The organism is Kribbella sp. NPDC050820 (genome assembly GCF_040653975.1).
Taxonomy (GTDB): Bacteria; Actinomycetota; Actinomycetes; order Propionibacteriales; family Kribbellaceae; genus Kribbella.
Genome location: NZ_JBFAHB010000140.1, coordinates 1 through 9620, shown reverse-complemented (window position 1 = coordinate 9620; position 9620 = coordinate 1). Strand labels below are relative to the sequence as shown.

Genomic DNA, 9620 nt, shown 5'->3' with positions numbered 1-9620 from the left:
AAGGGCCACATGGTTTCCACGACGCCATCGACTCAGGCAGCGCCTGCCAAGACATCCTCATTTGCCGCCGAGAGTGAAGCCAACCATGCCGACCCAGGCGGGCGGCTAGGCTGCGTCCCGTGACGGCCGCACCGGATGCCAGCGTTGGACTCAGGGCTGCGGAACGCCTGGTGCGGCTGGGAACAACCGAGATCCAGCCGGGCCTCAGCGAGACGGAGCTCGCTCGTGTCGAGCAACGATTCGGGTTCGAGTTCGCCGACGACCATCGAGCCTTCCTCACCGCCGGCCTGCCCGCCTGGACGACAGGTCACGACGAGGACCCAGACAAGGCGAGCTGGGGTTGGCCTGACTGGCGGACCTCCGACTCGGACACGCTACGCCAGCAAGTGAATTGGCCGACCGAATGCATCATGCGCCACATCACCGGCGGCGGATGGCACTCCGACTGGGGCAAGCGTCCGTAAACCCTTGAGTCAGCGGTATCCAAGGCGCAACGACGGCTGGCCGACGTACCGCGGCTCATCCCCGTGTACGCCCACCGCTACCTTCCCGCAGGTCGAGGCACAGCCGGACAGCCCGTCGTGTCCGTGCATCACCTGACCGACATGATGGTCTACGGACTGGACCTCGAAGACTACGTGGCCCACGAGTTCCAGGAACCGCAGACGCCAGTTCCGTTCTGGCGGGACTACCTCTAGGGATCGGCGCCCCGCCCAGGTTCTGCCGTCCACAAACGCACGGATCTGGCAGCCGCGATCCGTGCTTTCGACTGTCGCAGATCACCTGGCGGACGAGTGTCGCGCATCACCTGACGGAGGACACCTAACCGTCCTGGCTGCAGCGACAGTTTCTGGCGCCTGACAAGTTTCTCTACGTCTTCAAGACGGGCCCCTCCAGGGCCCGAAAGCGCGCCGCCACCACAGCGCGGGACGCCTGCCCGCCACTCCGCTAGCGCTTCGTTCTGGGCGCGTCCCTTGGCTTGGCGCGCACGTGCCAACAGGGTGCCGAGTCGAATACAGCACAACTCGCCATCAACAATCGACACCCTGTCGGTGCACCGCTCGCTGAAAAGGCCGGCCACCCGCCGTCCCCGTTGTTGCGGCATGCTCCCGTCTGCTGGTGGGCTCCCACATCGCCCCGTTAGCAATCATGGAAGGGACGGCCCGGCCCGGCACGCGTCAAGACACCCCACGGGTGTGGCTGGCAAGGCATGGTCTCTGCCGATTGCGGTCGCCCGTTTTGGCAGGCCGTTTCGATCTGAGCGGGATTGCGGGGTTGCTACTCTGCGGTGGGAGACTCTCCGCTTGGTCCGGTGTGCTTGTTGAAGGCGGTGTGTTTGCCCATCACATCGAGGTGGATTTCCTCGCCGACGAGTCGGTAGGACCACGGTGGTTCAACGAAGGTGGCCCACAACTTCGCGCCGCTGGTGCTCCACGCTGCGAGCTCGAGTTCTGCCGACATGAGGACGACGTTGCCGTACTGGCGCCAGGCCCAAAAGCCCAGGTCGGCTTCGTCAACGAAGATAGGACGCCACTCGCCCGCGGAGTCGCGACGGTAGCCCAGGAGCCTGGAGCCGGCACCGATGAACAGCGCAGTTGTGTCCGGTACGAATAGCACGCCCGGGGTGAAGCCAGTTCCGGCGGGGCCGAAGTGTTGAGTGACCACGAGCTCTGGCCAGTCGCCGGTTCCGATGGCCACGTAGCAATAGCCAACCGACAACCGGTTATCGGTTGCAGGGAAGTCGTCGACGAGGCGGGCATGGGCGAGGTAGTGGGCCAGCAGGTCTGGTGGCGGTGTGCCGACGACGATGCTGTAATCGCCTACCGTCAGCGTGACTGCGTCGACCGGGTTATCGCTCACCGGCCTGATTATTGCTGCCGCAACGTCGTCAGTGGGTCGCCACCTTCCGGCGCCGGTGATGGTGCGGGTCTTCGCGGCCGCGTCAAGGGCGCTTCGCGACGCTGCGCGTCTGCCTGGCGGCAGCCCTTGACCCCGCCGCTGCGCCCCGTGGTTCGGCGGCTGTCCGGGCGGTGGCTCAGGCCGCGGTCGGTGAAGTGTCCTGGCCGGTGGTGGGCCAGGCGATGTCTTCTCGATAGCGCTTGCGGTGTTGGAGGCAGTGGTGGAGTTGCCCGACGAGCTTGCTGCCGAGGCGACGCAGCGCGGCTTCGTGGGTGTCGCCGGCGGCGCGGCGGCGCCGGTAGTAGGCCATCGCCCCGTCGGAGTGCTGCATAGCGTTGAACGCCCACCATCGGCAGGCGTCGGCCAGCCGTTGATTGCGGGCCCGGCGCAGCAGCACGACGCGGGACTCGCCCGAGGCGCGGGTGACCGGGGCGGTTCCGGCGTAGCGGCGCCGGCTGGCAGCATCGAGGAAGCGGTCCAGGTCGTCTCCGAACTCGCCCAGCACCCGGCCCCCGAGGACCACACCGAGCCCGGGCAGACTTCGCAGGATCTCGGCGTCCGGGTGGTTGTCAAACCGCGCCGTCAACGCGGCCTGGAGTTCAACGATGGCGGCGTCGGTGCCCATCAGTGTGGTGACGATCGATCGCACCGCGACACCCATCGCGTCCTCCACTGCCGCCGGCTGGTGCAGTTGTGGGGCGGCGAACGTCTTCTGCAGCCGCTCGATCTCGCTGCGGCGCAGACAGATTCGTCCCGCCGCTGTCAGCAGGTCCCGATTCCGGTCGCGGCGGAGCGCCCGGGCCTGGCGCGGGGTCGGTGCGGCCGCCAGGATCAGCAACGCCGTCTTGGTGGCCAGGTTCGGGAACGCGTTCAGCGCCGCCGGGAAGAATTCGCGCAACACCGACCGCAACCGGCCGACATCGCGGAGCCGGGTGCGGACCGCGTCCTGATGCGCGCGGGCCAGTACCGCGATCGCCTCCACCGCGGCCGTATCGCAGGCCAGCTCCCGATGCCGCGACGCATCGGTGCGCAACAGATTCGCCAGCACCAGCGCATCCGCCGCATCCGACTTCGCACCCGAGACCGCGTAGCGGTCGCGGTACCGGTCCACCGCCTTCGGGTTGATCGCGAACACCCGATAACCCGCCCCCGCAACGCCGCCACCAACAATCCACGGTCGGTCTCGAGAGCGATGCTGACCTCCGCCGGCTGTCCCATATCGCCACATATCAGCTCGGTAAGTCGTGTGAATCCGGCGATGTCGTCGGTGATGCGACGTTTGACCAGCACCCCGCCGCCTGCATCGACAATCGCCACATCGTGGTGGTGCTCGGCCCAGTCGATCCCACAGAAGATCACCATCCGCCATCCCTCCCTACTCTCCACCCTCGTATGGCTGAGCCGCGGAGCCCACGCGGCGCCCTAATGGACAGCGCTCATGGCGCGACACCCCACCAGCCGTCTGCGGTCTCCAGCGACCGGCGGGGCCACCGTCTTGACGAAGAAATCAAAGGGTTTCTGAGCGCTTGAGTGGTCATCCCGCCGGCGGCTCAAGCCACAGTCTGCGCCCGCCACCGGCAGGGGCCACGCTTCTCAACGAAGAGATCCAAGTCTCCGGGCGCCAAAGTGATCACCCACACCGGCGGCGCGAGCCGCGCCTACACAGACCCATTAGAGCGCTCCGCGTCCCTCCGGGATCTTCGACACTTGACCCGCACCGCACCGAAACGGCAGCTATCGGGGCGATGCGGGAGGAACTGCCCGCGCGCCTTGACACGTAACCGTCAACGATGTGCGAGCCGCAAGGAATCGATCACTCGTTGGGCTGTCGCTAGGTCCTTGCCAAAGAAGTAAATCGTGGTCGTTGTCGTGTTTTCGACTAGCTTCCAGGTGTAGCTCGCTCCACGGGTCTGCCAATGAAAGCCCGGGTCGCCCATCGGCTCGACGAACCCCGAGAGACCATCCCGGTTCAAGGTCTGCAGGACCAGAGGTTTCGGCGGTGGCGCCACTCGGTCTTCACCGCCAAGGAACCAAATGACCACCGGTGCAGGCTTGACTGGCCCGTCGGTATTCGGCTTCCCGCACGAGTGGCCCGCGGTGAGGACGTATGACCGACCGTCCTTCAGGCACACCGAGGGATTGACGAGGGTTCCTGGAGGCAGGCTCATCCTGAGGCCGCTGTCTTCAAGCACTTTCCATCCAACTTGATCTGGAGTAGCGGTTGGACTCGCACTTGGGCTGGCAGCCGGGATGTCTCCGCGGTCCTCGCGATCCACCAGAACGACGATGAGGGACAGCACGAGGACAAAGACGGCCGCGATCCCTGCTGTGGCGGTACGGTGCCGGGCGGTACGGGCACGATGCGCTCGGGCAAGGAGGTCCGCCGCGTCGGGAGGAGCGGGAGCGCCGTCCTGGGCAGCGGATGTGATGGATTCACGCACGCGACTTTCCAGGTCCGTCATCGACGGCTCCCTCCACTATCCTGGCCAATCCTGCGGCGGAGCTCGTTGAGAGCTCGGCCCGCGATGACCTTGACCGATCCCACTCGGTAATCCAGCAAGTCCGCGATCTCCCGATCCGACAGGTCCTCGTAGTACCGCAGGACAAGAACCGCACGCTGACGCGGTGGCATCTGGCAGATCAGCGACCACAGGTCCGTCGAGGTGTCTTCCGGCAACAGATCCACAACCGGCGCGTCAGGAACGGCTGGCACCGGAGACTCCCGCGACGAGGCGCGTCTCCGCCAGGTCAGGAACTCGTTGACCAACACTCTGCGGACGTACGCGTTCACCGAACCGGCTGCGCTGACGCGGTCCCACCGGCGGTAGGCCTTCAGCAGGGTGTCCTGGACAAGGTCCAGCGCGAGGTGCTCGTCGCCCCCTGACAACACGAAGGCCAGCCTGGTCAGGCTCGCGCCGCGCGCCTCCACGAAACGCACGAAGTCTTCGTCACGGCCTTCGTCCATGTCCACCTCCTACCCCATAGACGTCGACGAGACCATCGGAGGTAACAGACGCCTCCAGGGGAGGGCTGAGACCACCTCTCTGGCCACCCCCTTTGGATACGAAACGCCGCCGAATGACGGCAAGTGGTGGCAACTACCCTGCGTGAGAGTTCCCAGGTCAGACGGCGGTATCGGCGACCGACGCACATCGACCGCAGGTCTCGAGTCCCAATCCGCGGGTAGGGGGTTCGAGTCGCCGGCGGAGCACTAGCCCTCCTGGTCGCAGGCGTCGGTGACGAACACACTCGATGCGGCGCGTCACTACGTCCGAGGACCTTGGAAGTGAAAGTCACCCGCAAGCCAACGGACGAAGTATCGTGACCGATCGACATAGGTGCGAACGGAGTTGTGAGCCAACCCCGCAGCGCGGGCGGCCCGTTCAAACCGCTCCAGTTCCTCGTGCAACTCTGCGATCGTCCAAGTTTGGTCCATCCGTCGATGGTCACCCAGGCCCCGCCCAGGTTGGAGGGGTAGTGGGAGGATTTTGGGAGCGAACCACCGGTAACAACGATCCTCAAGTGGGTCCAACCCGCAAGAACCAGGACGGCGAACCCCTTGTAGATAAGGGAATAGGCGTCGCGCTGTGTGAGCCGCCAAGGTGACCCCGCCCATGGCTTGGAAGAGATCAGGCGGTCCAGCGCGCTGGGGCGGAGGACTGCCATGACGGTTGACGCGTACGCGTCAACCGCGGCCTGGTGAGTCACCTCGCGGAGGTGAATGTCACTTCAACGGCAACGCGTTTCGACTGACCACCTACCAGTCCGAAGCCCAGTTCACTGCAGGAAGGCTCCCTGTCACCCTCCTGCCCCGTCCGGCCTGACCTTCCGCATGGTTGCACTTGTGGTTGCAGTTCGGCGCTGTTCATCCCAGTTCGGACAGCCATACGACGATCCCCACCGTGAGCGCGAGACGGACCCCAGTAGACCTGCCGGAATCGCGGCTGGTCGAACTTCAACCTCGCGGCCGAAAGGCATACGGGTTCGAATCCCGTCCCGGGCACCTCACCCACTGTCAGAATTGCCCTCGTGAGCAAGCGATGGGACGAGACCTGGCATCGACTCCGCGAGTGGACCTCGGGGCAAGTCCAAGCTGAGCGCCTCGCGGTCCAGATTTTGCTGGCCGAACGTTTCATGGAGGTCGACCCGAGCCATCCGCTCGGGGGACGAGACGGCGGTAAGGACGTTGTCTGCGTGCGCGACGGCGTCCGCTTCATCGGGGGGTTCTACTTTCCCCGGGGGGAGCAGTCATTCGTCGACATCAAGTCGAAGTTCACCTCTGACCTCATGGCTGCTCGAGAGCGCAATGACGCTGAGGCGTTCGTGTTCGTCACGAACCAAGAGTTGCGGCTCGCGGAGCGAGAGATCCTCAAGGCCGCGTGGCCGGACCGCGTGACGCTGTATCACCTCGAACGCGTGACCGGTCTTCTGGACCAGCCAGCGCTCGTCGGCATCCGTGCCCAGTTCCTGAACATCGACGACGAGGCGAGTGGCCGCGGCGGCGACGGTGGAAGCGGCACCATCTCCGGAAACCGTGGAACGGTCATCGGAGGCAATGCGGGACGCGGCGGTACCGGCGGTAGTGGTGGCCATGGCGGCAGCGGCACCGTCGTTGGTGACGACGCACTAGTCATCGGTGGCGATGGAGGCGACGCGGGCGGTGGCCGTGGTGACGGCCGCGGCGGCCGCGGAGCCAGGGGGCCGACCGAGCGATACGGGTTCGACACCTCGATGTGGGGATTCGGCCGCGGAGGACGCGGCCCAGACACACCCGAGTACACCCGCAGAGTAGGGGTCTTGACCCAGATCCGACAGGAGTACCTGGACAGGTTCGCCGAGGACGCGCCGTACATTCTGGCCGGCATCGGAGCGGTCCCGATCGCATGGGTGAACCAGCGCCTTGACGAGCTCGACGAAGGCTGGCACGTCCTCTGGGGCGACGAAGGATATGTGCTTCCCCAGCTACCACGATGAGCGGGATTGGGTGGCGATCCGTGCAGGCTCATTGTCGCAGATCACGTGGCGGACAAATGTCGCGCACCCTACGCAGGACAGACGGGATCGTCGCTGTGATCCGCCAACAGATCCGCGACACATGTCCGCGAACTGATTCGCGACAGGCTAGAAGCCTGGCCACCACCAGGACGCCGGCCAACGCACGGACTGCCGAGGTGAGGATGTCCCGAATAGCGATGCTCGTGCGCCGTCAAAGTGGCGATACGTGCCTACGCCGAGGGGGATTCGCCGACTAACGCGATGCTGACAGTGTCCTCCGGGGAGAGTGTCGCCAGGTTTGGCGGCTCGCCTCCGCTCCGCGCCACGAGAGCCTCAACTGCTTCCTTGAATCCCTCGAGCCCATCGGTGATCGACAGGAAATCGCCACTGACATGGTCGACCTCCACCGTGATGAGGCGCTTGGCGTCCGGCGGCAGCAGCAACACGGAGATGCCCGCCCCCCTCACCTCCGACCAGGGGTAGCCAAACCTCCTACCGGAATCGGTCAGCCAGATTCCGTTCTCGTCAACATTCACTCGGTCGGTCACCTGTGCACCCTAACGATGCGCCATGGTGATGGCCTCCGTCGCCCGGCTCTCACGCCCTCACGGTGGTCAAGTAGTTGGCAGCCTCTCCGGACACCTGAGTCGCACTCTCACGCCGCGATCCGGGCTTTCAACTGTCGCAGATCACCTGGCGGACGAGTGTCGCGCATCAGTCGACGGAGGACAGCTGTGATCCGCCAGCAGATCCGTGACACATGTCCGCCAACTGATGTGCGACAGGCTAGAAGTCTTTCCACGTGTCGGAGCAGCGCAGAGATCTGCCGATGACAGTGCGGGCATGCGGAGAACCACCGGATCTACTGGCCGGGGGTTGTCGGATCCGGAACGTAGTGTTCGTAGAACAGGTGAATGGCGGCCATTCGAGGGCGCCACAGGGCGAGACGAGGAGTCAGGCGATGACGCGTCCGCGGCGCCTATGTCACACGAATCCGTCGCGCTCAACTCGGGAGGCGTTGTGAAGCTCCTTCTCACATCCGGAGGCGTTACGAACGAGAGCATCCGCGATGCGCTGGTCGAGCTGCTGGGCAAGCCGATCTCCGAGTCCCGTGCGCTCTGCATCCCCACGGCGCAGTGGGGCCACCCGATGCTCGGGCCCACCACGGTGCGAAGCTCCGTCGCCGGCGAGCCCCCGTTTCACAGGATGACCAGCCTGGGCTGGGCGTCCTTGGGCGTCCTGGAGCTCACCGCGCTGCCCAGCATCGGCGAGGAGCGGTGGGTGCCCTGGGTCCGAGAGGCCGACGTGCTGCTGGTCGACGGCGGCGACACGACGTACCTGTGCCACTGGATGCGGGAGTCAGGGCTGTCGCGGGTCATGCCATCGCTGCCCGAGACGGTCTGGGTAGGGATAAGTGCCGGCAGCATGGTGATGACACCGCGGATCGGTGACGACTTCGTCTCGTGGCCGTCTGCCCCGGACGACCGCACGCTCGGGGTCGTCGACTTCTCGATCTTCCCGCACCTGGACCACGAGCAGATGCCGGAGAACACCATGGCCGATGCGGAGAGATGGGCCGCCGACATCGCAGGTCCGGCGTACGCGATCGACGACCAGACCGCCATCAAGGTGACCGACGGCACCGTCAAGGTCATCTCCGAAGGACACTGGAAGGCCTTCCCCGCATAGCCGTGGACTGCTATCGGATGTGCCAGCGCCCCTCCTGTGCGTCGTGCTGGGTCACACCGCCGACCGACGGCATAGCCCTGACCGCTCATGCCGCGAGCCCTGCCTTTCGGCTGTCGCAGATCACCTGGCGGACGAGTGTCGTGGCCACCAACAGTCCACGGTTGGTCTGCAGCGCGATGCTGACCTCCGCCGGTTGTCCCGCATCGGCGCACAACAGCTCGGTGAGTCGTGTGGACCCGGCGATGTCGTCGGTGAGCCGCGGAGGCCAAGCGGCGCCCTAATGGACAGTGCTCATGGCGCGACACCCCCAACCGTCTGCAGTCTCCAGCGACCGACGGGGCCACCGTCTTGACGAAGAAATCCAAGTCTCCAAGCGATCGAGCAAGCTCGACCCTTGACCCGCACCGGTCCAAACGCTGAGGTCGGCAGCTATCGGGGCGATGCGGAGGACTGCCCGCGCGCTTCACACGTACCTGTCAACAGCGAGCCAGGGTCGTAGCGGCGGACAGGAAAGCCCGGCGGACGAGCCCTAGCGGGGTGGGAAGCCTGGTTCAGCCGGTTCGACGGCTGGCTGGATTGGCGCTGTTCACTGGACGCGCAGGTCATCGACCTGCGTTTCGAACAGTCCTGGAGCGAACTCGAGCAGCGTGAGAGACAAAGTCAGCTCAGAAAGCCCTTCCTCTCTGGACCACAACGGCACATCGACACTGAACCTCGGCGCACTGCTCGACTCGACTCGATAGATCTCAACCGCGTTCCATCCATCCTCCGGCGGAGCTATCAGCGTTCTGCCGTAACGCTCTATCGCCGTCTGGATATCCTCTGCGCTCAGCCGATGTCCACGCGTCATGGCCTCGATTACGTCGTACTCCTGCCGTACGAGCAGGTCGACAACGATGCGGACGGTGGTCATGAGAGCAGTCATGGGAGCCGCCTGGTTTCTGTCGACGGCAGCTGAAAACTGACCAGTGGGCGGCAACTGAAAATTGACCAGCTTCCCGGAGAGATCCTGGCTTGAACCGAGCCGGGGAGGGAGC

At 65.3% G+C, this 9620-nt stretch carries 9 protein-coding genes and 1 pseudogene; 3 read left to right on the top strand and 7 right to left on the bottom strand.

Annotated features, from left to right (window positions below):
• The first annotated feature begins 119 nt into the window (after window positions 1-119).
• Window positions 120-464, top strand: coding sequence for a hypothetical protein (locus AB0H36_RS47370; protein ID WP_360538752.1), 345 nt, complete (start codon window positions 120-122; stop codon window positions 462-464).
• Window positions 465-1278: 814 nt separating this feature from the next.
• On the opposite strand, the gene AB0H36_RS47365 is transcribed toward AB0H36_RS47370, so the two are convergent.
• From AB0H36_RS47365 to AB0H36_RS47345, 5 genes and pseudogenes are all read right to left on the bottom strand, one after another.
• Window positions 1279-1860, bottom strand: coding sequence for a hypothetical protein (locus tag AB0H36_RS47365; protein ID WP_360538749.1), 582 nt, complete (start codon window positions 1858-1860; stop codon window positions 1279-1281).
• Window positions 1861-2035: 175 nt separating this feature from the next.
• Window positions 2036-2524, bottom strand: a complete 489-nt coding sequence (locus tag AB0H36_RS47360) for a transposase (RefSeq protein ID WP_360538755.1) — start codon at window positions 2522-2524, stop codon at window positions 2036-2038.
• Between the two features lie 315 nt (window positions 2525-2839).
• Window positions 2840-3261: pseudogene (locus tag AB0H36_RS47355) on the bottom strand (IS110 family transposase); the annotation flags it as partial.
• A gap of 422 nt (window positions 3262-3683) precedes the next feature.
• Window positions 3684-4361 (bottom strand): hypothetical protein, encoded by a 678-nt coding sequence (locus AB0H36_RS47350; protein WP_360538746.1) that lies wholly within the window; start codon window positions 4359-4361, stop codon window positions 3684-3686.
• Window positions 4358-4864 (bottom strand): SigE family RNA polymerase sigma factor, encoded by a 507-nt coding sequence (locus tag AB0H36_RS47345; protein WP_360538743.1) that lies wholly within the window; start codon window positions 4862-4864, stop codon window positions 4358-4360. The genes AB0H36_RS47350 and AB0H36_RS47345 overlap by 4 nt, the downstream gene beginning before the upstream one ends.
• A 1064-nt stretch (window positions 4865-5928) precedes the next feature.
• On the opposite strand from AB0H36_RS47345, the gene AB0H36_RS47340 reads away from it, so the two are divergent.
• On the top strand, window positions 5929-6873 hold the full coding sequence (locus AB0H36_RS47340) for a hypothetical protein (protein ID WP_360538740.1): 945 nt from the start codon (window positions 5929-5931) through the stop codon (window positions 6871-6873).
• A 251-nt stretch (window positions 6874-7124) separates the two neighbouring features.
• Here AB0H36_RS47340 and AB0H36_RS47335 read toward each other — a convergent pair whose 3' ends face one another.
• A complete protein-coding gene (locus tag AB0H36_RS47335; protein WP_360538737.1) occupies window positions 7125-7442 on the bottom strand; it encodes a hypothetical protein in 318 nt (105 codons plus the stop codon).
• Between the two features lie 472 nt (window positions 7443-7914).
• Between AB0H36_RS47335 and AB0H36_RS47330 the strand changes: the two genes are divergently transcribed.
• On the top strand, window positions 7915-8583 hold the full coding sequence (locus tag AB0H36_RS47330) for a Type 1 glutamine amidotransferase-like domain-containing protein (RefSeq protein ID WP_360538734.1): 669 nt from the start codon (window positions 7915-7917) through the stop codon (window positions 8581-8583).
• A gap of 586 nt (window positions 8584-9169) precedes the next feature.
• Here AB0H36_RS47330 and AB0H36_RS47325 read toward each other — a convergent pair.
• Window positions 9170-9620 (bottom strand): hypothetical protein (locus tag AB0H36_RS47325; protein ID WP_360538731.1); only part of this gene is annotated, 451 nt, incomplete at its 5' end.

What these genes read in the sequence shown, in the direction of transcription:
- AB0H36_RS47345 (WP_360538743.1), bottom strand. Translation starts at nt 4,864, where the DNA reads ATGGACGAAGGCCGTGACGAAGACTTCGTGCGTTTCGTGGAGGCGCGC.
- AB0H36_RS47360 (WP_360538755.1), bottom strand. Translation starts at nt 2,524, where the DNA reads ATGGGCACCGACGCCGCCATCGTTGAACTCCAGGCCGCGTTGACGGCG.
- AB0H36_RS47350 (WP_360538746.1), bottom strand. Translation starts at nt 4,361, where the DNA reads ATGACGGACCTGGAAAGTCGCGTGCGTGAATCCATCACATCCGCTGCC.